At 40.0% G+C, this 24,870-nt stretch carries 26 protein-coding genes and 1 riboswitch; of the genes, 22 read left to right on the forward strand and 4 right to left on the reverse strand.

All coding sequences use genetic code 11. The features are described 5' to 3' along the window. Nucleotides 1–508 precede the first annotated feature (508 nt). Nucleotides 509–853: a GNAT family N-acetyltransferase gene (locus MPH60_RS06285; protein ID WP_101222466.1), complete on the forward strand. Its 345-nt coding sequence runs from the start codon at nt 509–511 to the stop codon at nt 851–853. Between the two features lie 28 nt (nt 854–881). Here MPH60_RS06285 and MPH60_RS06290 read toward each other — a convergent pair whose 3' ends face one another. Both MPH60_RS06290 and MPH60_RS06295 read right to left on the reverse strand, forming a co-directional pair. Then, a complete protein-coding gene (locus MPH60_RS06290) occupies nt 882–1,418 on the reverse strand; it encodes a DUF309 domain-containing protein (RefSeq protein WP_241592253.1) in 537 nt (178 codons plus the stop codon). A 165-nt stretch (nt 1,419–1,583) separates the two neighbouring features. Continuing rightward, nucleotides 1,584–1,676, reverse strand: a complete 93-nt coding sequence (locus MPH60_RS06295; RefSeq protein WP_072273196.1) for a YjcZ family sporulation protein — start codon at nt 1,674–1,676, stop codon at nt 1,584–1,586. Nucleotides 1,677–1,891: 215 nt separating this feature from the next. Between MPH60_RS06295 and MPH60_RS06300 the strand changes: the two genes are divergently transcribed. The 19 genes from MPH60_RS06300 (at nt 1,892) to MPH60_RS06385 (ending at nt 20,289) form a co-directional block, all read left to right on the forward strand. After that, the gene (locus MPH60_RS06300) at nt 1,892–2,659 is read left to right on the forward strand and encodes a segregation/condensation protein A (protein ID WP_241592251.1); all 768 of its coding nucleotides are present in this window, start codon (nt 1,892–1,894) and stop codon (nt 2,657–2,659) included. After that, nucleotides 2,646–3,227: an SMC-Scp complex subunit ScpB gene (scpB, locus tag MPH60_RS06305; protein ID WP_076365560.1), complete on the forward strand. Its 582-nt coding sequence runs from the start codon at nt 2,646–2,648 to the stop codon at nt 3,225–3,227. Before MPH60_RS06300 ends, scpB begins: the two co-directional genes overlap by 14 nt. A 55-nt stretch (nt 3,228–3,282) precedes the next feature. Next, nucleotides 3,283–3,699, forward strand: a complete 417-nt coding sequence (locus tag MPH60_RS06310) for a hypothetical protein (protein ID WP_241592249.1) — start codon at nt 3,283–3,285, stop codon at nt 3,697–3,699. A gap of 22 nt (nt 3,700–3,721) precedes the next feature. Further along, nucleotides 3,722–3,853: a hypothetical protein gene (locus MPH60_RS27945; protein WP_405389490.1), complete on the forward strand. Its 132-nt coding sequence runs from the start codon at nt 3,722–3,724 to the stop codon at nt 3,851–3,853. After that, on the forward strand, nt 3,807–4,211 hold the full coding sequence (locus tag MPH60_RS06315) for a DUF3907 family protein (protein ID WP_405389492.1): 405 nt from the start codon (nt 3,807–3,809) through the stop codon (nt 4,209–4,211). The genes MPH60_RS27945 and MPH60_RS06315 overlap by 47 nt, the downstream gene beginning before the upstream one ends. A 121-nt stretch (nt 4,212–4,332) precedes the next feature. After that, nucleotides 4,333–5,208, forward strand: coding sequence for a superoxide dismutase (locus MPH60_RS06320; RefSeq protein ID WP_241592241.1), 876 nt, complete (start codon nt 4,333–4,335; stop codon nt 5,206–5,208). A gap of 857 nt (nt 5,209–6,065) precedes the next feature. Beyond that, nucleotides 6,066–6,629, forward strand: coding sequence for an alkyl hydroperoxide reductase subunit C (gene ahpC / locus MPH60_RS06325; protein ID WP_034308115.1), 564 nt, complete (start codon nt 6,066–6,068; stop codon nt 6,627–6,629). Nucleotides 6,630–6,807: 178 nt separating this feature from the next. Further along, a complete protein-coding gene (locus MPH60_RS06330) occupies nt 6,808–8,454 on the forward strand; it encodes an FAD-dependent oxidoreductase (RefSeq protein WP_241592239.1) in 1,647 nt (548 codons plus the stop codon). A 159-nt stretch (nt 8,455–8,613) separates the two neighbouring features. Then, nucleotides 8,614–9,774, forward strand: coding sequence for a D-alanyl-D-alanine carboxypeptidase family protein (locus tag MPH60_RS06335; RefSeq protein ID WP_241592237.1), 1,161 nt, complete (start codon nt 8,614–8,616; stop codon nt 9,772–9,774). Next, nucleotides 9,767–10,360, forward strand: coding sequence for a nucleoside recognition domain-containing protein (locus tag MPH60_RS06340; RefSeq protein ID WP_101222457.1), 594 nt, complete (start codon nt 9,767–9,769; stop codon nt 10,358–10,360). The genes MPH60_RS06335 and MPH60_RS06340 overlap by 8 nt, the downstream gene beginning before the upstream one ends. A 1-nt stretch (nt 10,361) precedes the next feature. Further along, nucleotides 10,362–10,901 (forward strand): spore maturation protein, encoded by a 540-nt coding sequence (locus MPH60_RS06345; protein WP_137023788.1) that lies wholly within the window; start codon nt 10,362–10,364, stop codon nt 10,899–10,901. A gap of 302 nt (nt 10,902–11,203) precedes the next feature. Further along, nucleotides 11,204–11,944, forward strand: coding sequence for a 23S rRNA pseudouridine(2605) synthase RluB (rluB, locus tag MPH60_RS06350; RefSeq protein WP_034308106.1), 741 nt, complete (start codon nt 11,204–11,206; stop codon nt 11,942–11,944). A 208-nt stretch (nt 11,945–12,152) separates the two neighbouring features. Continuing rightward, nucleotides 12,153–12,683, forward strand: a complete 531-nt coding sequence (resA, locus tag MPH60_RS06355; protein ID WP_034308103.1) for a thiol-disulfide oxidoreductase ResA — start codon at nt 12,153–12,155, stop codon at nt 12,681–12,683. Nucleotides 12,684–12,701: 18 nt separating this feature from the next. Continuing rightward, nucleotides 12,702–14,351: a cytochrome c biogenesis protein ResB gene (gene resB / locus MPH60_RS06360; protein ID WP_241592228.1), complete on the forward strand. Its 1,650-nt coding sequence runs from the start codon at nt 12,702–12,704 to the stop codon at nt 14,349–14,351. Next, entirely contained in the window at nt 14,344–15,522 is a 1,179-nt protein-coding gene (gene ccsB, locus MPH60_RS06365) for a c-type cytochrome biogenesis protein CcsB (protein WP_241592219.1), read from the forward strand. Before resB ends, ccsB begins: the two co-directional genes overlap by 8 nt. Nucleotides 15,523–15,819: 297 nt before the next feature. Then, on the forward strand, nt 15,820–16,536 hold the full coding sequence (locus MPH60_RS06370; RefSeq protein WP_101222452.1) for a response regulator: 717 nt from the start codon (nt 15,820–15,822) through the stop codon (nt 16,534–16,536). Continuing rightward, nucleotides 16,533–18,326: an ATP-binding protein gene (locus MPH60_RS06375; protein WP_241592405.1), complete on the forward strand. Its 1,794-nt coding sequence runs from the start codon at nt 16,533–16,535 to the stop codon at nt 18,324–18,326. Before MPH60_RS06370 ends, MPH60_RS06375 begins: the two co-directional genes overlap by 4 nt. Before the next feature lie 213 nt (nt 18,327–18,539). Continuing rightward, nucleotides 18,540–19,100, forward strand: a complete 561-nt coding sequence (sigX, locus tag MPH60_RS06380; protein WP_101223453.1) for an RNA polymerase sigma factor SigX — start codon at nt 18,540–18,542, stop codon at nt 19,098–19,100. Then, nucleotides 19,066–20,289, forward strand: coding sequence for a hypothetical protein (locus MPH60_RS06385; RefSeq protein WP_241592216.1), 1,224 nt, complete (start codon nt 19,066–19,068; stop codon nt 20,287–20,289). Before sigX ends, MPH60_RS06385 begins: the two co-directional genes overlap by 35 nt. Before the next feature lie 97 nt (nt 20,290–20,386). On the opposite strand, the gene serA is transcribed toward MPH60_RS06385, so the two are convergent. Then, nucleotides 20,387–21,961 carry a phosphoglycerate dehydrogenase gene (serA, locus tag MPH60_RS06390; protein ID WP_241592214.1) on the reverse strand — a complete coding sequence of 525 codons (1,575 nt, stop codon included), beginning with the start codon at nt 21,959–21,961 and terminating at the stop codon, nt 20,387–20,389. Nucleotides 21,962–22,259: 298 nt separating this feature from the next. Further along, nucleotides 22,260–22,396, forward strand: a riboswitch (FMN riboswitch). 165 nt (nt 22,397–22,561) lie between these two features. On the opposite strand from serA, the gene MPH60_RS06395 reads away from it, so the two are divergent. Then, entirely contained in the window at nt 22,562–23,143 is a 582-nt protein-coding gene (locus tag MPH60_RS06395) for an ECF transporter S component (protein ID WP_214750431.1), read from the forward strand. A gap of 125 nt (nt 23,144–23,268) precedes the next feature. Here the strand turns inward: MPH60_RS06395 and MPH60_RS06400 are convergent, their stop codons facing one another. After that, nucleotides 23,269–23,517 carry a ferredoxin gene (locus tag MPH60_RS06400; protein WP_034308087.1) on the reverse strand — a complete coding sequence of 83 codons (249 nt, stop codon included), beginning with the start codon at nt 23,515–23,517 and terminating at the stop codon, nt 23,269–23,271. A gap of 290 nt (nt 23,518–23,807) precedes the next feature. Between MPH60_RS06400 and MPH60_RS06405 the strand changes: the two genes are divergently transcribed. Further along, nucleotides 23,808–24,869: a helix-turn-helix domain-containing protein gene (locus MPH60_RS06405; protein ID WP_241592212.1), complete on the forward strand. Its 1,062-nt coding sequence runs from the start codon at nt 23,808–23,810 to the stop codon at nt 24,867–24,869. The last annotated feature ends 1 nt before the right edge of the window (nt 24,870 follow it).

Consider the following 24,870-nt stretch of genomic DNA (forward strand, 5'->3'; position numbering starts at 1 on the left):
TAGTATATGACGAAACAAAGGATAAAAAAGATACATATTTTCCTGAAAAAAATTTTAGTAGCCCAAGATAGCGGCGTTTTTTTAACGGAAAAGTTTGGTGTATCATTGTCTTTTATACCTAAGAGGGCATTCTATGAACCTAGATCACTTTACCAATGTAGTAAAATCGAAGCAAGATTGCAAGGATATTTGTCAGATTGTGTTAAGTTATAGTAGAATGAATTCGTTATTTAAATATTTGGACCATTCATAAAGGGAGTATGGGATGAGGAAAAGTAATAAGACTCTTTTACTTATGATGCTTATTATCGCTTTGATGTGGGGAATCGTATACTGGCTGTTTATCGCTTAGCACATAGCCCATCGATAAATCAAGTGCTGAAAGTGATGTTGAAACGAACGAGGTTTTTATGTATGATGTAAATGTTATATGTGAGGATTATTATTCAAAGCAAATTAATTGTTAACAGGAAGATAATAAAAACGTTATTTAGTAACGAGGGATATTATGTTGATTAAGTATAAGAAAAGTTATGAGAAGTTTGCCATGGGATTATTATCTTTCATGCCAAATGAAAAAGAGATAAAAACGCTTCGGAATACGATGAAGAATTATGAAACGGATGAAAACCTACAGCTGTTCTTATGGAAAGATGAAGAGATTACGGGCTTGATCGGGATAGAAGTTTCTCCAAATCACATTGAGATACAACATATATCTGTAAATCCATCATTCCGGAAGCAAGGTATCGGTAAAACGATGGTCAGGGCCATCAAGGAGCAATATCCTGACAAAGAATTAAAAGCAAATGAGTTTACCGAAAGCTTTCTTGACAGATGTGAAGAATTCTGAATATGAAAGCGTGAAAGGAGGACCACCTTTAAGGGCGGTCCTCCTTTCTTGTTTTTCGAAGGGATAGTTGCCGAGCCCTTTCGGAAATGACATCCGAACGGTCACGCATTAGGTGCTTATCGACTATGGATGAATTAGCCATGTCGCTGTCTGCACCCCATATATACCCTTCTTGCAAACACATGGTCTGGCATATTTCGATCAAGTCTTGATCCGTAATCGGCAGATTAATGCTTTCATATGGCTTTTGAGATAATATTCGCTCATGGGTGTCCTCGAGCAGTTTGGACAGTCGTTCTGGATCGAGTCCCAACTCCAGGAGCTCGGCCTTTTTATGGTGGAGATTTGTCAGGGCTTTAGACAGGGTCCTTGCAGCCCCTTTTTTGTTTCCCCTGCGATCATGATACAGGGCAACCGCAATTTGAATGAGCCCGACCCAATGAGAGTCACGCTCTTTTGGCGCAGTTTCTTTCCAATATTCTTCAAGAATTTCATGACATTCGAAGTAATCCCTAGTCCCATGGAAATGGACAAGGAAGGAAAGGTAGTCTTCCGCGTAATTCAATAGGAGCACCCCTTTAGTTTGATGGAATTTTCTAATGTAAGGCAAAAAACATTTTATTATAGCCTAACACCGCTATGTATACTCACCAAGTTTAGCATAGAATTTTTTCTTGGAAAATAAAGAAAGCCGATTGCAAGGCAATCAGCTTGATTCGTCAGTCTTCCATTAACACCAAGAAGCACCAACGATAACTAATAAAATGAACAATACTACAATAAACGCGAATCCGCCGCCGTTTCCAAAACCACCTGCACCCATAATGAGTACCTCCTTTGTTCTGCTATTCTTACATTTCTAGGTTATGTTGGATTTCGGAATGTGATTGGGCAACGACCCATTTGTCGGAAATCCCTAATAAAAACTTTTCTAGGGACAGTAAATAATTATTTGGATAAAGGGCGGCAATCCACTATACTTGATTAGTAAAAGAAATAGGCCTTTTCCGGCCAATTAGATTTAAATGAGGTAATTTAATGGGTTATAATATAAAAATTGACGCTTTCGAAGGTCCGATGGATTTACTCCTGCATTTGATTAATCGCCTGGAAATAGACATCTACGATATTCCGATGGCTGATATTACAGATCAATACCTAGGGTACATTCATACAATGCAGCATCTGGAATTGGATGTGGCCAGCGAATATCTGGTGATGGCCGCAACATTGCTTGCCATCAAGAGTAAAATGTTGCTTCCAAAGCATGAAGATGAACAATTGATTGATGAAGATGGGGAAATATTTGAGGAAGATCCACGGGACGAGCTTGTGGAAAAACTATTAGAATATAAAAAGTATAAATATGCAGCCGAAGAATTTAAAGGGATGGAAGAAGAACGCAGCTTGCTGTTCACTAAACCCCCAAGTGATTTATCTGATTATGTTAAAGAAGCGGAAAGTGATAAACAAGAGTTGAATATAAGTCTATATGATATGTTGGGTGCTCTGCAAAAACTGCTTCGAAGGCAAAAGATTCAAAAGCCGCTATACACGAAAGTAACGAAACAAGAGATATCGATAGAGAAACGAATGGATGAAATCATGATTGAGTTACAATCAATAAAAGGGAAGAAAAGTTTTTTTGAACTGTTTTCGCTCCCAGTTAAGGAGCATATCGTCATCACTTTCATGGCGGTGCTGGAGCTGATGAAACTAAATGAAATCATCGTTGAACAGGAAGATAATTTTTCGGAAATCATGATTGCTGCTAAGGAAGGTGTAGAACCAGTTGGAAGTTATTAATTGGAAAGGGATTCTTGAGGCATTATTGTTTGCTGCCGGAGATGAAGGGCTCTCCGTCAAACAAATTGCCTCTGTCCTGGAAATTACGGAATATCAAGCAACGGACATCGTTGAAAGTTTGAAGGAAGAATATATATCTGATGTACGCGGGATCCAGGTGATCGAAATAGCGGGTGTTTATCAAATGACGACAAAAAAAGAGCACTCGGATTACTTGAAAAGGCTAGTGGAAACATCAAGCACTCAAGGCTTGTCCCAGGCGGCCTTGGAAACACTCGCAATCATTGCCTATAAGCAGCCGATTACCAGAGCGGAAATTGATGAAATTCGCGGAGTGAAAACGGAACGCCCCATTCATACACTTGTCACTAAAGTTTTAATAAAAGAGGTCGGACGTGCTGAAGGCTCCGGTCGGGCTTATTTATATGGGACAACAAAAGAGTTTTTGGATTACTTCGGCCTGAATTCCATAGATGAATTACCGCCTCTCGCCGATAATTCGGATGATAGCTTTGAAAATGGTGAAGCCGATCTGTTTTTTGAAAAATTTCAGCAAACAATCGAATAACATTTTTCTTTAAATTGTGATAATATAGAAAAAAATGAATGCGGGGGGATTGCGGGTGCAAATTGTAGCATGCAATGGATTTGGGCTTGAAAAATCAAAGTCAAATTCACCTGAGGACTTCTTTAATCGATCCGTTATACAATACATAAAGGATGGAGAAGAAAAGACGCTGAATGTACTGTACCTTCGCTATTTTGATGAGATGGTCACTCGTTGGACCCCATATCCCGCCAATCCCATTTTCAAAAGCCCTAACAGGGATATTTATATGGCTGATATCATTGCCATGGTCTGTCTACTCAAGGACCCGAGCCTGGTTAACCGAAAACGTATATATATAAATACAGAAAAAGAGCTGGCTGGTTATTTCGAAAATATGGATTTTGAAAAATTGGAGAAAGTGTTTATATCTATTGACCAAGCTAAACCATATGATATAGAATCACATGTTGACTATTATATTCAATCTTAATCATTTTGAGGAGGGTTCACGGTTGGGGAATACATTGGTAAAATCTCAGCTTGAGGATGTAAAAGGCTTTTTAGAAACGACAGTGGCTCAGCTAGAGGAATTTATAAATGAGACGACCTATTCTAAGCTTCAAGAAGAAAAAAAGCGGGGATGAAACCTATTATAAAGGGATCCTTTCTAGTCTAAGAAGAATGCTTGTAAGTTGTGAAGAGGGCTTGGAGGCTTGCCAAATCGTTCTGAAAAATGATGTTTTCAATAAAGCTGCAGCTGAAAAGACGCTTTATAGAATTTATCATCAATGTATCGAAGAATACTTTTCCCCTAAATCAGATCGGTGGTTTGAGGACAGCAGATCTGCCTATACAGGGAAAAACTCGATTAAATTTCACCAAAGTGTACCTGACAGCATAATATCCATTCTGAAAGCCGTGGAAAGTGGATTCCAGACCATGCGTGAAGAATTGGAGTTTTATGAAACGGATTACCGGACGAAAATGTTACAGTCAAGATAATGAAACAGCTAGGCTTAATAGGCCTTGCTGTTTTTTTTATTTATAAATGGAATCTCCTCTTATTCGAAACATAAAATACTTTGATGATTTATGTGCATAAAGGCCAAGAGGAGGTTGCAAGATGTCTGATGTAAGAGATTATGCTAAAGAGGTAAGTGATTGGGTTGATGGAGTGATGGAATATCTTGAGAAGATCGATATCACTGATTCGCCATTGCTGTCAAACATTGAACGGCTTTCCGAGATGACAAAAGATATGGATGAGGAAGAAATGGATTATGAGGATCTGGTCTTGATTGAAGAAGAGATGGCTCGGGTCTACGAGGAAATTGAAGAGCTAGCTAGGGAATTCAATATACAGGAAAGGCAATCGGTGCCGATTGGGAAGCATACGCTACCACCGTTACCTTATGCCTATGATGCGTTGGAGCCGACGATTTCGAGGGAAATCATGTATCTGCACCATGATAAGCATCATCAAGCATATGTCGATGGACTGAATAAAGCGGAATTGATGATGAAAAAAGCGAGGGAAACGAAAGATTTTTCCTTGTTGAAACATTGGGAAAAGGAAGCAGCCTTTCATGGGTCAGGCCATTATCTCCATACGCTGTTCTGGGAAGAGATGATTCCGGGAGGCGGCGGACAGCCAAAGGGAGATTTACTTAACCAGATAGAGAAGGATTTTGGTAGCTTTGCCGCTTTTAAAAGTCATTTTAGTGAAGCTGCCAAACAAGTAGAAGGTGTTGGCTGGGCGATTTTAGTCTGGGTTCCGCGTGCGCGGCGGCTAGAAATACTTCAATCGGAATTGCATATGGTTTTGACCCAGTGGGATACGATCCCAATCCTTGTTCTTGATGTATGGGAGCATGCTTACTACCTGCAATATAAAAATAATCGGGCAGCCTATGTGGACAAATGGTGGGATGTAGTAAACTGGCCGAAAACAGCCGTAAGGTTCACCGAAGCGAAAAAGCTTATTTGGAAAAAACAATAACAGGTAAAATATAGTGAAGTTTTAGGAGAACCAAATACAAATACACGAGTCGTAAAGGTTCGTTCCAGACTGTAGACAAACTCGATGAAAACTCAGTTTGCCTGCAGTTTTTTATTTGAAAAGTTCAGTTGATTTCAGAAATCCGCTCTCTTTAGCCTGCCAAGCCGAATCAAAGCAAGCGCCTTTGATGTCTCGGCAACCCAGTTTTTCGGCAGTAATGTCGCTAATTTCTAAATTCAATGAAGATTACAGTAAAAAAACATAAAGACCGGAGCGCTTTATTCGACCCACAGCACTGTCTTGGGAGGTTAACACAGTTAATCGACCTAAATCACACTTTAATCGACCTACCCCGCACAGTATTCGACCGTTGATGCACTATATTCGACCGTTCACAAATTTTTTTCGACCTTCACCTTACTATTCGGAATCCGAACAACATTTTGCCGTCAAACTGACACGAGCCGTAAAGGGTCGTTTTTTTTGCCTGAAATTTTGTATCAAGAATTTTTTAGGGAAATTATGGCAAGGATATGAAGGAGAACCTGCTAATTTACTTTTAAAGCGACTTATGATTCTCATTTGGATATTATAATTAGATTGAAAGGGAGATGATATCATTTCACGAAATAATGAGCATATGACTTATTTAAATCCTTGAAATAGCATTGGAAATGTGTTAATAATGCTAATTTGAGGTACTATGGGTTTTTAAAAATAATTAATTTATATCAATATAAAAACTGTGACCAATTTGTGAACTTAAAAATTATTAAGGTATATTTATTGACTAGTTTCTATTTAATAATTATTATAAATAGGAGCAGATAAAAAATTAGCTATTGGAGGAATTTATTATGTCATTGATCAATAAACAAGTTGAAGATTTTAAAGTACAAGCTTACCATGCAGGAGAGTTCAAAGAAGTTACACTTGAAGATGTTAAAGGAAAATGGGCAGTATTCTTTTTCTACCCAGCTGACTTCTCTTTCGTATGTCCAACTGAATTAGCTGATCTTCAAGATAACTATGAAACATTCAAGGAAATTGGTTGTGAAGTTTACTCAGTTTCAACAGATACTCATTTCAGCCACAAAGGATGGGCTGATGCTACTGATACGATCGGTAAAATCCAATATCCAATGCTAGCTGACCCGGCAAACGTTTTATCCCGTCAATTCGGTGTATTGATTGAAGAAGATGGTTTGGCTCTACGTGGAACTTTCATCGTAAATCCAGAAGGACAAATTAAAGCATACGAAGTCAATGATTTAGGAATTGGCCGTAATGCAGAAGAACTTGTAAGAAAAGTTCAAGCTGCACAATTCGTAGCGGAACATGGAGATAAAGTTTGCCCTGCAAAATGGACTCCAGGTGAAGATACTCTTGAACCAAGCCTAGACCTTGTAGGTAAACTTTAATTTTTAATGGGAGGGTCCATTTCTACAGGTAATGGACATACCCAGCATTGATTACGATTACTGGACAAATCGTCCGACATGATCTAATGACAAAAGGCACTTACCTAAAATAAGTGCCTTTTGTTTTTCAAAATAATCCGTTTAGCACGTTATAATCATTCAGCAAGGAGCACAAAAGATGAAAAAAATATATGATTTATTAATTATTGGTGGCGGTCCTGCAGGCCTTTCAGCCGGTGTTTATGCAGGAAGAGCTAAGTTAAAAACTATAATCCTAGAAAAAGGAACTGGCGGCGGACAAGCTGCAACCACGTCGGAAATAGCCAATTATCCTGGTATCCGTCATATATCGGGCCCTAGATTAGTTGAAGAAATGAAGCTTCAAAACGAGGATTTTGGCGTTGAGTTCGCCAAAGCCGATGTAACGGGCGTGGATTTCTCCGGTGAGGTGAAAATCGTTAAAACCCTTGGCGGGGACTACCATGCACGGGCCGTCATCATTGCAACGGGTGCTTCTCCAAGGACACTGGGATTTCCAGGTGAAGAGGAATTTACCGGCCGCGGTGTAGCTTATTGTTCAACATGTGATGGTGAATTCTTTGAAGGGTTGGAAGTTTTCGTTATCGGGGCAGGATATGCAGCTGCTGAAGAAGCTATTTTCCTGACACGCTTTGCAACAAAAGTTACAATCATCGCCCGGGAATCAAGCTTCTCGTGTGCCCCGTCCATTGTTGATAAAGTAATGGCCAATGATAAGATTGAAGTGAAATTCAATACGGAGATCCTTGGGGTATATGGAGACGGGATGATTCAAAGTGCCCGTTTCATAAATAATGCGACTAAAGAAGAATTTGAATATAAGGCGAAGGAAGAAGACAGTACGTTTGGCGTATTCGTTTTCATAGGTTACGAGCCGAAAACAGAGATTTTCACTGGCCATATCGAAATGGATGGTGCTGGTTACATTTTAACCGATGATGATATGAAGACGAATGTGAAGGGTGTTTATGCCGCGGGCGACCTAAGGCCAAAATCCTTGCGCCAGATCATCACAGCTGTATCCGATGGAGCGATAGCAGCAACGGATGCCGGTAAATATATTGCAGAAGAAAAAGATCGCCTGGGAATCAAAGATGAACCTGAAGTTGAGAAACCGGCGAAAAAAGAACAGGCCGCTGTCCCGGCAGGCAAGAGCGCTTTATTGAGTGATGCGTTACGTGGCCAATTAAAGGGAATCTTCGGCAAGATGGAGAGCGACGTTACATTAGTGTCCATCGTCGATGAAAGTTTGCCAAAATCAGTCGAATTACGAGACTTCTTGTTGGATGTTGCGGAATTAGGAGATAAGCTTCATCTTGAGTTATACAACAAAGGGGAAAATAAGGAAATTGAAGAAAAAATCAATGCAGACAAGTTCCCTGTCGTTTCCCTCTTAAATTCGAATGGTGAATACAGTGGCGTCAAATACCACGGTGTACCAGGCGGACATGAGTTGAATTCCTTCATTTTGGCTATCTATAACCTGGCCGGGCCTGGTCAAGCATTGGATTCAGCCGTATTGAATTCAATCAAGGGTATCAGTAAAAAAGCGAACATTAAGGTTATGGTTTCATTGGCATGTCACTACTGTCCTGACGTTGTAGTGGGCGCTCAGCGCATAGCGATTGAAAATCCTAACGTTGAAGCGGAAATGGTCGATATAAGCAATTTCCAGGAAATCAAGAAGAAATATAAAGTCATGAGCGTGCCGGCCATGATCATCAATGATGAAGAAGTGGTATTCGGAGCTAAGAAAATTGATGAAATTGCTGCATTATTAGTATGATAGAACACTAAATCGATAGGGGTCCCCCTATCGATTTTTTTTATGGGAAATCACAGAGAAAATCAGTAGATATCATGATGGTTTACATTCTTTTATTCATAACCCTTGTCCCCTTGCATAAACTTGTACAAAAACAAGTAAAGAGACGAGGGGGCACTCATGCGTTTTCCATATAAAGGGTTATCAAGTTTGTGTATCGTCATTCTCCTGTTGTCTTTTATGGCTCCTGTACAAAGCGCCAAAGCAAATGTATCCGTAAGTGCCCATAGTGCGATTTTAATGGATGAGGATAGCGGAAGGGTCATTTATGAAGTGAATGCCCATGAAAAGAACCGTATTGCAAGCATTACGAAAATAATGACGGCTATCTTGGCAATTGAATCGGGACAAATGGATGAAACAGTGAAGGTAAGCAGAAATGCCTTCGGGACGGAGGGCTCTTCACTTTATTTAAAAGAAGGAGAAAGAATTAAGCTCGAAGATTTGGTTTATGGCTTGATGCTTCGTTCAGGTAATGATGCAGCAGTCGCAATCAGCGAAAAGGTTGGGGGAAGCCTGGATGGATTCGTCTGGATGATGAATCAAAAAGCTGAAGAAATCGGAATGAAAAATACCCATTTTTCAAATCCACATGGTTTGGATGATACGAAGAACCATTATTCAACCGCATATGATATGGCCATACTCACTCGTTATGCCATGCAAAATAAAACGTATGTAAAGATTGCCGGCACAAAGGAACACAGGGCACCTAATTCCACTGAACAATGGGATTATGTATGGAAGAACAAGAACCGTTTACTTACACAACTATATGAGTATTGCACAGGAGGGAAAACAGGGTATACCAAACTAGCAAAACGAACCTTGGTCACGACGGCGACAAAAAACGAACATGACCTGATTGCTGTGACATTGAATGGTCCCGATGATTGGAATGATCATATTCAAATGTACGAATCCGCCTTTAAGGATTATAAGCCGACAGAAATTTTACCCGAAGGCATGGTAAAAAATATGGAAAATAAAATATATAAAGGGCATGTCTACATTAAAAATGATTTTTCGTACCCACTGACAAAAGAAGAGAGAGAATTGGTCAATGTGAAAATGAAATTGCTGAAGCCTCAGAAGGCTTGGAAAGATAAAAGGAAAATCCCGGAAGTGGTCGGCAGAGCATCCATCTATCTCGATGGAAAGAAAATAGGCACTCGTTCGATCTTTTATGGGGAAGCAAAAGAAAGCTTCAAACAACAATCATTCCAATCTTCATGGGCTGAGGTATTTGAAGCGGTATTGGGAATCGGACGAAATGGTTAATTACATTTGGTTCGGGATGTTTGTGATTGGTATTGTCTTTGGCATGGTTAATGGGACGATGGAACAGGTGAATGAAGCTCTTTTTGTCAGCGCAAAGGAAGCGGTCACCCTTTGTCTGGGATTGATGAGCATACTTGTTTTTTGGCTGGGTCTGATGAAAATAGCGGAGGAGTCGGGGCTGTTAGATAAACTATCCAACTTGTTCAAGCCATTCATGAGATGGCTGTTCCCAGAAGTTCCTCCTAATCATCCCGCTATGGGGTATATACTTTCCAATATGATGGCAAACACATTCGGATTGGGGAATGCCGCTACGCCTCTTGGTATAAAAGCCATGGAACAGCTAAAGAAACTAAATGGAGGAAAAGCAACGGTCAGCCGCTCGATGGTCACTTTTTTAGCAATCAATACCTCAAGCGTAACGTTGATTCCAACTACTGTCATTGCGATCCGCATGAATTACGATGCCCACTCCCCGACGGACATCGTTTTTCCGACCATAATAGCAACGGCCATTTCTGCCGTTGGAGGAATCGCGATAGATCGATATTTTTATTACAGGAGAAAGAGGAACGGGAGGGAATAGGATGTTGCACTGGATGACCACCATTTCAATTTGGATGATACCGATTTTGATTCTCTGTATATTACTGTACGGCACATTGAAAAGAGTTCCCACCTATGAGACCTTCGTTGAGGGGGGGAAAGAAGGAATCAGCATGTCCTTTTCCCTCATCCCTTTCCTGGTAGGGATGCTTGTGGCGATTTCAGTATTTAGGGCATCAGGGGCCTTGGATTTCATTGTACAATCACTGCACCCCTTGCTTTCCTTTCTTCATTTTCCATCTGAGGTTTTACCCCTTGCGATTATTAGACCAATATCCGGAACAGCCGCTTTAGGAATCACGAGCGACCTGATATCGGTTTATGGACCGGATTCCTTTGTTGGGCGCTTGGCTGCCACGATTCAGGGAAGTACAGATACCACCTTCTATGTATTGACCGTTTATTTTGGAGCCGTCGGAATCAAAAAAATGGGTGATGCCCTTAAGGTCGGCCTTTTGGCAGACTTGATCGGAATCATAGCTGCCGTTATTGTCGTCACACTGGTTTTCGGTATGAATTAAAGGTAGGGAAATGGGCGATTCCATTTCTTTTTTTTTGTCATTTTTCTTATAATTAGCCCTCCATTAATAAGGTGCATTCAAACTTTCATCAAAAGAAACATTTTTTTGTATGGAAAAATAAGCTATGTTACACTCATTATGGAAACCAACCCATTTAACTGTCCCATTATTGGTGTAATAATAAAAGAAAAGCTCTTAATCGCGAAAAACCTTTTGTTTTTGCCTCTCAATATGTAATAATTGTATGATTGTGTATGTATAGACAATAACAAACGAATGATTATACTATGGGGTGAAGATAGATGGAACGATTACAAAAGGTGATAGCACATGCTGGACTGGCTTCCCGCCGTAAAGCAGAAGAGTTGATTTTAGAAGGTAAGGTAAAAGTGAACGGCAAAGTAGTGAAGGAATTAGGTGTGAAGGTAGGGCCTAATGATAAGGTTGAAGTTAATGAAGTCCCGCTTGAAAAGGAAGCCCCGGTTTATTTCCTATTCTATAAACCGCGCGGCGTCATTTCGGCAGTTTCTGATGATAAGAATAGAAAAGTCGTAACGGACTTTTTCCCTTACATCAATGAACGGATTTATCCAGTTGGCCGTTTGGATTACGATACTTCGGGCTTATTGATTTTAACGAATGACGGAGAATTTGCAAACACGTTAATGCATCCGAAGCATGAAGTGGATAAAGTGTATGTGGCAAAAGTGAAAGGAATGCCTTTGCGTGAAAGCTTGAAAAAGCTGGATAAAGGTATCAAGTTGGAGGATGGCAAGACTGCTCCAGCCAAGACAAGGGTATTGTCTACCGACAAGAAAAAGGAAACAGCCATCGTTGAAATCACAATACATGAAGGCAGGAACAGGCAAGTCCGCCGGATGTTCGAAGCAATTGGCCATCCCGTCATTAAATTGAAGAGGGAACAATATGGTTTCTTGACCTTGGACGGTTTAACAGCAGGAGATTCCCGGGAGCTGACTCCACATGAAGTTAAATTAATGCGGACATTGGCAACGACCGAGCCAAAACAGCGGAGAATGTAGATTAGAATTTTTCCTGTATTGATAGGCTGAAACCACTATCCCATTCTCCTCCTGGAAGAATGGGTGGTGGAAAACAACCTATAAATACCTTTTCCTTCATGAATCGGGAAAGAATGTCACAAAACCTTCAGAAATGTAAATAAAAAGGACATGACGTTAAATGGTATAATGGTATGGTTAAATTTAGTGTGGCCTTAGGAGGATCTCTATGGATAAAAAGAAGCGACGCCTCATTAGCAGAACCATCATTCTCCTGCTTTTAGGTGCAGCTTTAGTGTTTGCCCTTTATACGAACTTCACTAAAGATAAGAATGAGAGTCTGAGAAAAGGATCTGATGCACCCAATTTCGTCTTGACTGATATGGAAGGCAAAGAGCATAAACTTTCCGATTACAAGGGAAAAGGCGTCTTCCTGAACTTTTGGGGTACATATTGCAAGCCGTGTGAATATGAAATGCCTTATATGGAAAATCAATATAAAAACTTTAAAGACCAAGGCGTTGAGATATTGGCGGTTAATGTCGGGGAATCTGACTATGCTGTCAATAATTTCATTACAAAGCATGATCTTACCTTTCCTGTCATGATCGATAAAGGTAGGGAAGTGGAAAATGCTTACCGCGTGGATATATTGCCTGTCTCCTTTTTGGTTGATAAAGAGGGGAAAGTGATAGATATCATCACCGGAGCTTTGACAGAAGAGAGCATCCAAAAGCATATGGAGAGAATTAAACCATAATATTGGGGAGTTTTTGACATGAAAGAAGTAAAATGCGATTGTGGTCATGTAAATCCGTTTGGCACAAAGATTTGTGGGAAATGCGGTATGGTGCTTGATAACGAAAAAGAGAACAAACTTATTGATATGAGATATGAAGGAAGCGCCAGGCGTTCACAAACATATAAAAAAACGATCATCGATAAAATATGGAACTTCTTTTCTTCCGTTAAGGTCGGGGTGACGCTCATTGTCATTGCCTTGATCGCTTCAGCTATCGGGACGATTTTGCCCCAGGAAATGTACATCCCTTCAACAGCTACGCCTGCCGAGCATTATGAACTGGAATACGGCTGGTTCGGAATGGTGTATTATGAACTCGGGTTTCATAACTTGTATAGTTCATGGTGGTATTTGATTATCATAGGCATGCTGGGCATATCACTATTGATTGCCAGTATCGACAGGTTCTTTCCATTATATCGATCGTTAAAAAAACAAGGGGTCACCCGTCATGACGGGTTCATGAAACGTCAGCGGATTTATGGGGTGACAAAGCTTGAAGATCAAGATATAAACCTTGAAGAAGTAAAGGATAGACTAAAAAGGCAGCGTTATCATATACGAGAGGAAAACGGTCATATACTTGCCGAAAAGGGTCGTTTTTCACGTTGGGGACCCTATGTAAATCATATTGGACTTATCATTTTCTTAATTGGAGCATTATTGCGGTCCGTCCCTGGGATGTATATCGACAAAGTACTTTGGCTGCGTGAAGGCGAGAGAAAAGAAATCCCGGGTACAAATGGTGAATACTACCTCCAAAATAATGAATTTACCTTAGAGGTATATGACAAAGAGAATGAAGAAGATGAGCAGTACAGTGCTGCCATTGATAAAACCGGTACGATCGCAAAAACCTATCAATCCGATGTTACCCTCTATGAGCGCAAGGGAGAAACCTTACCAGGGGAAAAAGTGGACCTTCAAAAGCTTAAAGATTATAAAATCAAAGTCAATGAACCTCTGAAACATGATCATTATGCTCTCTACCAAGTAGACTATAAATTAGATGAACTCAGTACGATGGCTTTTAATTTGATAAATAAAAAAACTGAAGAGAAATATGGCAGCTTAAAGGTTGATTTGAATAATCCTCAAAAGAAATACGAGTTGAAAGAAGGATATTCCGTTGACTTGATCAGTTACTTCCCTGATTTCGAGTTCGATGAAAAAGGCGAACCTAGAACGATATCGAAGATTCCGAATAATCCAGCATTTATCTTTAAAATGCATACTCCGGATAAGCCAGAGGGTGAAGTCAGTTTCGTGGCGATTAAGGAGACTGTGGAGCCTTTAGGGGAAAACACTTATAAAATGGCTTTTAATGGTGTCGAAACCCAAGATGTCACGGCTTTGACCGTCAGGAAGGATTTAACGCTTTGGATCCTATTCACGGGTGGAATCATTTTCATGATCGGCGTTATCCAAGGGTCTTATTGGAATCACCGGCGTATATGGATTAAGAGGAAAGATGATGAGATATTAATGGCCGGTCATACAAACAAAAACTGGCACGGCATTAAAAGAGATATAAAACAAGCGATAGAAACAACATCACTTTCCGAACCAATGGATCAACTTGAAGAGGAGAAATCTTCTAGTAAGGGGGAAGTTTTAAATGGCTGAATTAAGCAGTAACTTTTTATATGCCGCTTTTATTTTATATCTGATCGCTACCTTTTTATTTGGGGGATCGATCAAGGATAAACGCGGAGCAGAGGAAAAGAAACAAAACAAATGGGCTAGACTTGGCATTTTCATTACCATTATCGGATTTGCAGCGCAAATTGGGTATTTCATCACAAGATGGATTGCTGCCGGCCATGCCCCGGTAAGTAACCTGTTTGAATTTACGACCTTTTTCGGAATGATGCTGGTCGGTGCTTTCATATTAATTTATTTTCTTTATAAAACACCTGCCCTTGGGCTATTCGCTTTGCCGATTGCGTTATTGATAATCGCATATGCAAGTATGTTCCCTACAGAGATTTCGCCACTCATCCCTGCTCTGCAGAGCGATTGGCTTCATATTCATGTAACGACTGCAGCGGCAGGACAGTCCATCCTTGCGATAAGTTTCGTTACTGCCATCATTTATTTAATCAAATTCGTCGATCAGACACAATCGAGCAAAAGAACGTTCTGGCTTGAAACCATCATGTTCACCTTAGTCTGCACCATCGGTTTCGTCATCATCACTTCTTCTTTTGCTGCCATGGATTATAAGGCAAATTTTGATTGGGTCGATAAAAAAGGTGTACCGGCTAAGCAAGAATTTAACCTACCTGCACTTGTAGGTCCCCATGAAGGGAAACTTATCGAGACGGATCGGTTTGAACCACTGGTGGACATGCCTGCACTGATCAATGCCAAGAAGCTGAATACTGTAATTTGGTCAATCGGTGCGGGACTCATCCTGTATGGTTTAATAAGGTTGATTGCTCGCAAAAGAGTGGCGGCATTGATTAAACCGATCGTTAAAAATGTGAATTTGAATTTATTGGACGAAATTAGTTATCGTTCGGTCCTTATCGGTTTTCCGATCTTTACACTCGGTGCCCTCATTTTTGCAATGATCTGGGCTCAAGTGGCCTGGACACGATTCTGGGGCTGGGATCCGAAAGAGGTCTGGGCACTGGTTACTTGGTTGTTTTATGCGGCTTTCTTGCATCTGCGCATGTCAAAGGGGTGGCAAGGGGAAAAATCAGCTTGGCTTGCCGTAATCGGTTTTGCCATCATCATGTTTAACTTGATATTCGTTAATCTTGTTATTGCTGGTTTGCATTCATATGCTTGATTCTGTATTGTAATATTTAGATGAAGGGGGTCTTTTGATAGAAACGTCGAGGAGTTGGCTTATCGATTTTTCTAGAGAATGATCCCTTTTTCCGTCACTCCTTTTATAAAAAATATTTCGCTGAATTAGCATTTATTAATTCTTAGTAGCGGTCGGAAGTCTTTTTTTTGTGACAAAATGGTGAAAGGTTCATGGAAGCCATGCGAAATACGCTCTTTATCGTACTTTGTAAGGAAAAAGTATTAGTCATGGATGTTTTCATTTTGTAGAATATATGAATAGGAGGCTGATTACATAATGTATAATGCTATTAAAATTCTCGTGGTGGATGATGAGGAAAGAATCCGCCGGCTGCTAAAGATGTATTTGGAAAGAGAAGAATACATGATCGATGAAGCTGAAAATGGAGATGTGGCTTTAACAAAAGCCCTTGAAAATGATTATGATTTAATTTTATTGGATATTATGATGCCTGGTAAAGATGGAATCGAAGTTTGCCGTGAATTAAGGGAAAAGAAAACGACACCGATTATCATGCTGACTGCTAAAGGGGAAGAAGTGAACCGCGTACAAGGGTTCGAAGTGGGGACCGATGATTATATCGTAAAGCCTTTCAGTCCCCGTGAAGTCGTGTTAAGGGTTAAGGCTTTATTACGCCGCTCATCAAGCACAAGTTACATGCAGACGGAAACGACGGCAAAAGATGTGATCGTCTTCCCGCATCTAACCATTGATAATGATGCCCATCGTGTGCTTGCGGATAACAAAGAGGTTTCATTAACACCAAAAGAATATGAATTATTATATTTCTTGGCGAAATCCCCAGATAAGGTTTTCGATCGGGAGCAGTTGTTAAAAGAAGTGTGGCACTATGAATTCTTTGGAGATCTTCGAACTGTAGACACGCATGTTAAACGCTTACGTGAAAAATTAAACCGCATATCCGAAAACGCAGCCAAGATGATTGTCACCGTTTGGGGTGTAGGTTACAAGTTCGAAGTCGTTAATGACTGATGCTATGGGGCAGTGTTGTAGGGAAGCTATGGGCAACGATCCTATTGCTCGTGTCGTTTGTATTAATCGTCTTAACCGTTCTGCTGGTTGAATTCTTTGAGAATTTCCAAATTGAAAATATTGAAAATGATTTAACCAAAACCGCTGAACAAATCATTAAGGTTACCAATGAACATCAGGGATCCAGCAATGAGGTTTTACAAATAGCTTCGGAACTAATAGGCAACGAATCGAAAATGATCATTCTTAATGATGACAAAATGATATTCTCATCCATCGGAGGAGTTAATGAGTTCGAAATCACACCGGAACTCATAAAAAATGATTCAGAATTACTCAAGGTTTTTACGGAAAGAAAGACTGTAAAAAAGGAAATGGCGCTATCCGATGAAACGGGTAACGAAGAACTGTCAGCAATCGTAGTAGGCATTCCACTTGAATTGAATGGGGAACAGGATGAAGTTTTTCTATTTCAATCGTTGGAATCCATGGAAGAAACCACAAAATCCACAACACAGTTCATTTTATTGGCAGCGGGCATCGCCATTATTTTGACAACGATTTTTGCTTTCTTTTTATCCACAAGAATCAATGCCCCATTGGTGAAGATGAGGGAAGCCGCTCTAGCGATTGCCCGGGGGAAATTTGATACAAAGGTTCCAATTCTGACTCAAGATGAAATCGGTGAGCTGGCTATAGCGTTTAATCAGATGAGAAAGCAGCTAAAATTCAATATGAATGCACTTAGTCAGGAAAAGGAACACCTCTCAAGCATTCTTAGCAGTATGGCAGATGGGGTCATCACCTTCAATAAAGATGGCACCATTCTTGAAACGAATCCGCCCGCGGAAAGGTTTCTGCAATCCTGGTACTTTGAAAAGGGCTCTAACCGTGAAGATAATGTGAATGTTCCCTTGGTTTTAATGAATCTATTTGACGAATCAGAATCCTTCGATAAGGAGAAGGTCGGTGAAATTACCTTGCAGGGACGTGATTGGGGATTGATTGTCAGTCCGCTATATACAAATGCCGACAATATTCGGGGAGCGGTGGCCATCATACGGGATATGAGTGATGAAAGACGTATGGACAAACTTAGGACTGATTTCATAGCGAATGTCTCCCATGAGTTAAGAACGCCGATTTCAATGTTGCAGGGATATAGTGAAGCGATCGTAGATGACATTGCGAGCAGTGAAGAGGAAAAGGTGGAAATGGCCCGCATCATCTATGATGAGTCTTTGAGAATGGGACGTTTAGTCAATGATCTGCTCGATCTAGCTAAATTGGAATCGGGTAAAATGAACCTTAGCTATGAATGTGTACCTATTTCACCTTATTTAAAGAGGATTACAAGTAAGTTTTCCGGACTAGCTAAAGAAAAAGGGATCACAATATCAGCCAGTCTTGAAGATGATCAAATTCAATGGCATTTCGATCCGGACCGTATTGAACAGGTTTTGACCAATTTAATTGATAATGCGATTCGTCATACTCCTTCAGGAGGTAACATTGATGTCATTCAGAGGACAAATGATCGAAGGGGCCTGATCATTGATGTGAAGGACTCTGGATCTGGAATTCCCGAAGAAGATTTACCTTTTGTATTCGAGAGGTTTTATAAAGCGGATAAAGCAAGGACCCGCGGGCGTTCGGGAACCGGATTGGGTTTGGCAATCGTAAAAAATATAATCAATGCCCATGATGGCTTCATATCGGTAAACAGTTTGCCTAATAAAGGGACGACGTTCAGTTTTATCCTGCCTCGAATTTTGGAGAATGCTGAATGAATGACGGGTGGCTTGCCAAAAAATCTTGTTTCATAAGGAACTGAGAAGACAAAGGCAATTGGATTTCTTTCCAACTTGCCTTTGTTTTTTTTAGGAAACAGATAAGTCGCGAATATGTGGAAATTAACGGAATTTTATAATAAGATAAAAGCCGAAGTATGTAACTTTTGTTTAGGATTGACGACTATATTTATGAACGGATGTGGGGAAATGATGGATTCCGTTTTCCACGATCTTTATGAGAAATATCATCAGGAAATTTATCAATTCATATTTTATATGACTAAAAATCGAGAAACGGCTGAGGACCTTGTCCAGGAGGTCTATATCCGGGTGATGAAGGCGTATGAACGGTTTGAAGGAAAGAGCAGTGAAAAAACGTGGATGTATTCGATTGCTAGAAATGTGACGATTGATTACTTTCGGAAACAAAAAGGGTGGAAAGACAAAATCTTTCCTAACTTTGATTGGGATAGGCAATTGATAAAAGATAAAGAACCCATTCCCGAAGAAGTGGCTATCATGAACGATGAAATCCAAGATATTTATCAATGCTTAAACCGGTGTACCACGAATCAAAGATCCGTCATCATTTTACGATATATTCAGGGGTTGTCCATTACGGAAACTGCTGAAGTATTGAATTGGAGTGAAAGTAAGGTAAAAACAACCCAGCACCGTGCTTTGAAGGCTATTAAAAAGTTGATGGAGGATTTATCAGGAAAGGAGGGCCACCGCATTGAGAAGGTCCCGTTGGAAAGAAAGCGAAATTGAAGACATGCTCCGAGAGCTTCCGAAATTTAAAGATGACCGAACCAAGGCCGAGGTGTTTGCGAGAGTGCATGATAAAAAGAGAAAGAAAAACTGGATACCTCTAATTGCGGGTGTTGCCTCCTTATTCTTAATGGTTGTTTTGGCATCATCGTTAATTATTGAAAAAAAAGGGACGACAAGTCAAGAGGGCAGCGGCAGTAGTGGGAAATTATCTCTATCTGAAATTAAGGAAACGGCAGATCATGAACGGCAGGATGCAAGCAACAAAGAAAATCCTCCAGAAGATAAACAGGATAATCAAGAGTTTTCGAGTAAGCAAGCAAAAATCGAATCTAAAGACGGGGTTTCTGAAATGGAACCAGGAAAAGAGAAAAAGGAAAAAAACTTTGCACAAGCGATCTATCAAGACGATCTAGACAATTCATCGATCATTACGATGGGTATCCCAGATGATCAAATGAATTTCATCGTTCCCATTTCAATTAAACTCAAACATTATAATCAAAGGGATACATTGAAACAGTTAGTTAATCAAATGTCCGATATCAATGAAGAGCAATATGGGCTATCTGACTATTTTCCACTTGATATAAAGATTAGCCAAGGAAACGATACGGCCACTGCTCATATTGATTTCCAAGAGAAAAGCCAACTATTGGATGAAGATACAATTTTTCTCCATTCGATGGAGGAAACGCTTTCCTATAATAATATAGAGAAAATGACATTTTCTACAGATGGTAAGCAAGGTGCCAAGTTTGCGCATGCGGGATATTTAAAGGAGATGGCTATACCTCATCAAAAAAATCGCACATACCTGCTTTACCAAAAAGGTGAGTCCTTCCCAAGGTTTCTTGTTCCAAGCAATATGGGATATCAGGACTTTGAGGAAGCGCTGCAAGCTGGAAAAGGGGAGGCAGACATCGAGGGAATTTCTCCTGCAATCCCGCCTGACTTGAAATGGGAAAGGATAAGCTCTAATGGAGATCTTGTGATCATTCAATTATCAGATCAAGCTGCAATTGAAAATAGTGAGGAATCCCTTCAAGCCTTAGAAGCCATACTCTTCATAGCTAAGGATTTTGGTTTTGAAAAAGTGAAGTTTGAAAATGCTCCAATTGAAGAGGTAGGCCAGCTGAATTTAACTGAAGACATATTGGTGCCCAAAGCACCGAACCAAGTGAATTGATGCAGCGGGGAATGCGTTTATAAACACTCTGTCCATGGTTGGCAAAAGCCCCATGCATTCACAGAAAAAGTGCCCGCGCTAACGGGCACTTTTTTTCTTATAATGAAATACGGGCCATGAATGTAATGTCTTCTGTTTCCATTAAAAATTGTTTCATGTTATCTTCCAATGGTAAATCAAAGCTCAAAACCATGATGGCTTCCCCGCCAGCTTCTTTTCGGCCAACCTGCATGGTGGCGATATTCACTCCGTGATCTCCCAGGACCTTACCTACGTTACCGATTACACCAGGTTTATCGGTATGCTGGATATAAAGTAAATTCGGTTCTGGGTGAAAGTCGATTTTGAAACCATTCAAACTTACAATTCGAGAACCGTAATTTTCGATATAGGTCCCACTGATTGTTAATTCACGGTGGTCGCCTTTTACTTTTAGGCTGATCAAATTCGAGTAACCTAAAGAGTCCGTAGAGATTTTTTCACCAACGGTTATGCCACGCTCTTTTGCGATCAACAAAGCATTCACTTCATTTACTGATGCATCGACCCTTGATCTGAAAAATCCAGAGATTAGACTTTTGGTAAGAATCGCTGTATCGAAATCCAATGATTCTCCTGCATACGTAACGGAGATTTCCTGAATTCCTTCATTCATGCACTGAGAAGCAATGGATCCCATTTGCTGAACAAGCTGATAAAACGGCTGTACCTTTTCAAACACTTCTTTAGATATGGCTGGAAGGTTGATCGAACTTGAGACTGGATTTCCCTCGAAATAGGTCAATACTTCTTGGGCAACCTGTACGGCAACATTTAATTGTGCTTCTTTAGTGGAAGCACCCAGATGCGGTGTAGCAATGACGCTATCCAGTTCAAGCAGTTTATGGCCAAGTGGAGGTTCTTCGACGAAAACGTCCAGTGCCGCCCCTGCAACATGTCCTTGAACTAACATTTCATATAAATCATCTTCGTTCAGTATACCGCCCCGAGCGCAGTTCAGTACATAAACCCCTTTTTTACAGGTAAGCAGTTTTTCTTTATTGATTAATCCTCTAGTTTCATTCGTAAGTGGTGTATGAACAGTAATGATGTCTGCTTTAGGAAGCAATTCATCTAACGGCAGGGCCGATACGGACATTTTCTTTGCTCGGTCGACAGTAAGGAACGGATCATAGACAATGACATCCATGCCGAATACCTTAGCGCGTTTGGCAATTTCCCCTCCGATACGTCCAAAGCCAATTATTCCTAATGTTTTCCCACGAAGTTCAGTACCTGTATATGAAGAACGTTTCCAATCCCCATTCTTCAGTGAAGCATAAGCTTGCGGAATGTGGCGCATTAATGAGGCCATCATGGCGAATGTATGTTCAGCTGTTGAAATGGTGTTGCCGTCAGGTGCATTAACCACGACAATCCCTCGTTTTGTCGCCGAGGGGATATCTATGTTATCAACACCGACACCAGCGCGTGCTATAATTTTTAGCTGCGGCATACGGTTCATTAAATCCTCCGAAACCTTCGTAGCACTTCTTACAAGAATTGCATCAATCTGATCAAGTTCGTTTGCAGCTTCCTCTACGGTCTTCTGAATGAGATGAATATTGGATGCCTCAGATAGCGGTCCGAGTCCTTCTGGTTTAATGGCGTCTGCTACTAAAATCCGATACACGTCTAAACACCTTCCTAGGAAAAGAATTATCTTAAATTTCAGTTAATTTTACAATTGAAATGCTGAATATGTCAATTTGGCTTATCTGGATGTAAGCGCTTAACAGAAAAGCTATCTTCTGATCATCTGCTTAATGTCGCGATATAAATGGCTTCATCAAGGATTGAATAACATAAAAAAATAATTTTCATTATTTTGTATTTTCATTTTGTGTATCCACTATGAATCAACTGAGAAAAAAAGTGCTATCAAAAAACAGGTAATTCAGATATAATGGGAAGTATAAAAAATTTTATAGATCTATCTTCGGGGCGGGGCGCAATTCCCCACCGGCGGTGATGAAGGAGTTTCTTCTTCTAAGCCCGCGAGCCTTACAAGGCAGGATTTGGTGCGATTCCAAAGCCGACAGTATAGTCTGGATGGGAGAAGATGGAGGTTCCTGAGTGCGTTTCAACAGTTATTTGCTGAACGTTTGTTTGATGTAACCTTTAATTTATCCCTTTAATTCTATTGGAATTAAAGGTTTTTTTATTGAGCATCAACATATTTTGGAACCCTAACCTCTTTTTCAGGTAGATCGGAAAAGAAGGAGAGAGACCTATGAAAAAGAACAAAGTGAAAAAAACGGTTACACTTGCCATGATGGGAAGCATTTCTTATTTATTGATGCTTTTAAATTTCCCGTTTCCGGGATTCCCGCCTTTTCTCAATGTTGATTTTAGCGACATACCAGCACTGATGGCGGCATTAATTTTCGGTCCGATGGCTGGAATACTGGTCGAGTTCATTAAGAACCTATTGGATTTAGTCATGACAGGGACCTTGACTGCCGTACCTGTGGGGCATATCGCTAACTTTATAGCCGGAATACTGTTTGTCTTGCCGACTTATTATGTATTTCAGAAAATCAATTCTAAAAAAGGGATGACATTCGCTTTACTTGCGGGAACAGTTTCCATGGCAGTATTCATGAGTGTTTTAAACTATTATGTCTTCTTACCGGCTTATACTTTCTTTATGGGATGGGATGCAATGTCGGCACCCGAGTCAAGAAAGTTCGTTACGACGGCAATCTTGCCTTTCAATGTAATTAAAGGCGTACTCATCACATCTGTATTCATGCTGTTGTTCATTAAATTACAGACATGGATCAATAAGCAAACATTATATAAAAATGCTTAATGGCATTGACGATAGAAATAAAAAACAACCGGATATTCGTATTCGGTTGTTTTTTTATGCCTGTTTAATTTTAGTGTGGGATATGGCAAAAGAAAAGCCATTTTCGATAGAAAATGGCCTGTACGTTATTCGAATTTAAGTGCATCTCCGTCAAATGCCTCGTCAGCAACTTTAATAGAATCCGTTGGGCATCCTTCAAATGCATCCATCATGTCATCTATAAGTACATCAGGAATTTCAACGATTCCCTCGTTATCGTCAAGGGTAACAAATGCAATCCCTTCGTCATCGTAATCATATATATCTGGTGCCGCTGCTCCGCAAGCTCCACAAGCTATGCATGTTTCTTTATCCACAATAGTAAATTTAGCCATGAATATAACCCCTCCTAAGTTGATTGACAACTGATAATCTTTTTATTTCAGATTATTATCTCTTTCTTATTGTAAGACCGAATGCCAAACTTTTCAATAGAAATTGTATTGATAATAACTATCATGTAGCACAATGTCAACGGAAAACATTGAAAAAATGAACTTGGTTCTTTCCACGATTCGTCATTTAGTCACATAATTTCCATTGTATTCATCAATAATAACGGCGATTTTTGCAGTTATTTGTTACAATGGGTTTATTGGTTAAATGAAACAAGGATGTGAGTCCCATGAATAATTATCTACAGGCCATCATTCTATATGCGATAAAAAAATTTCAAGGCGAACGTTCCATTTATGCTATATACCATATGCTGCAGGGGAAGAAATCGTCACAAACAATCCAGGATGCCCATTTATTCGGGCTAACGGATATTTTTGGGACAATACCTCGATTTACCCGTCAGCAATTAAATCAAAACATTGAACTTTTACTTAAGCATGACTTGATTAATTTAACGGATAAACCAGATGCATATGAGATTAGTATGCAAGGTGAGGGAATGTTAGTCGATTACTTTAAAAATAATCCTTTTCCAGCGTATATAAACGGTTGGAAGTATCACAATATCACCCCGGTTTTCTGGGGAAGGTTAAACTTACTCATTCAAACCATATCCCATATTGTCCACAATGAAAGACGTTTTTATCCGATACAAAGAAATCCCAAAATCCAATTCTTCGTAAAGGAATTTTTACAGGCCAATCGTCAGGATCGAGCGTTGATTGCCCAACATCTATATGATGAACTGATATCCCTTTTAGAAAGTCAAAGTGATATGAAACGAGACATTTTCATTTTGAAAATAACCGGGATTAACAGGATTGGACTTACGTTTGAACAGATTGCAAAAAGGAAAAACGTAGAAGAAGAGTATGTTCGCTTTACATTCCTTGACTCATTGCATCAAATGCTTGCCGAAATGGAAATGGGAAAGGATTACCCTCTCTTGTCCACATTAACAAATGATTGGAAAAGTAGTGGAAATCCTCATTTGACACAATCTACACAGACTACTTTACGATACATCCAGGAAGGGAAAAGTCTGGGTGAAATTGCTGAAATCCGCAGCTTGAAAGTCAACACCATCGAAGATCACCTCGTAGAAATTGTCTTATCGGACAAGAGTTTTCCGATTTCAGATTATGTGACGATCGAGGATGAGAGGAAAATTGCTGAAGCCATTAAGGAACTTGGAACGAAAAAGCTTAAAGCAATCAAGCAGATGGTCGATAATAAAGAGATAAGCTTTTTCCAAATAAGACTTGTACTTGCGAAAATAGGTGAGTGAT

Origin of the sequence: Peribacillus sp. Aquil_B1, from assembly GCF_022603275.1 — a bacterium.
Lineage (GTDB): Bacteria > Bacillota > Bacilli > Bacillales > DSM-1321 > Peribacillus.